Origin of the sequence: Acinetobacter sp. ATCC 27244, assembly GCF_000156555.1 — a bacterium.
GTDB classification, from domain to species: Bacteria; Pseudomonadota; Gammaproteobacteria; order Pseudomonadales; family Moraxellaceae; genus Acinetobacter; species Acinetobacter haemolyticus.
The window spans coordinates 1-952 of record NZ_GG665958.1 but is presented as its reverse complement, the minus strand read 5'-3'; the positions used below and the strand labels follow the sequence as shown (position 1 = coordinate 952).

The window sequence follows — 952 nt, the reverse complement described above, 5'->3', positions numbered from 1 at the left end:
AAAAAAGGGCGTTACCTTGTTGCAAAGTGCTGCACGGCAGGGACAACCTGAAGCGGTCAAGTTATACAATGTATTGCAGGCTAATAAAGCACAGCAGCTCAATGCTGTTCAAACGACATCAGTACAAACAGCTACAACAGCCATTAAATACTATGATACATCCAAGCTTGAACCTAAGAACTTTAAGCAAGTTGTACTCCCTAACCTAAGTACAGATACCGTTGCTCGAAGTTTTTATAAAGTGACATCATCCAGAGAAAGAGGAAAAGATGATTACTGGGGAAGTGGCAAATACTACTATGTTAATAAGCCTAGCGACTTGGATGATCTCACTGATGCTGTAATCAGTATCGCGCCTATTATTACTTACCAGAATATGCAGGGGGAAGCCCGTTATTTAGTCCCTGTGGAAGTGACTTTAGCAATCGAAGGGAGGATAGAAACTTCACATGCTACACGAGGCACTTTGGAATTATATCTCTTTAAAAAATTGGACAATGGACAATTCCAAATGATTTCAAAAACAGCCCAAGGGGGAATTGAAAGTATAGAGGGATATGGTCGAACCTCATGGAATGCTCAAGAATTTAAAAAGAACTTACAAGCTTTTGGAAACAATACACTAGGAAGCTATACCATTGATGGTTATTACGGCAATGGTTATGGGGAAAGCGTGTGGTCACTTCTTCTGTTAAATGAAGACGACTATATTGTTGAACAAATGTTCGAAGAAGGAAAAGTTTCAGAACAACCAGAGTACGGCTATTCTTCAGCAATCAAAGTTAACAAAAATGGACAACCATTTTATCCATTCCAGATTCAATATCAGGGAACGGATTTGAACGACAATAGTCAGATGGTTAAAGTAAATAAAATTGTACCTTATCAGTATGATAGTAAGAATAAGTTTTATTCAAAGCTGAAATAATACTCGTAAATTAGAATAGCTATA

At 37.7% G+C, this 952-nt stretch carries 1 protein-coding gene; it reads left to right on the top strand.

Going from position 1 to position 952, the window contains the following annotated elements; genetic code table 11:
• The coding region (locus HMPREF0023_RS16940; protein ID WP_223804351.1) for a sel1 repeat family protein at positions 1-928 on the top strand (928 nt) is incomplete at its 5' end.
• Positions 929-952: the final 24 nt, after the last annotated feature.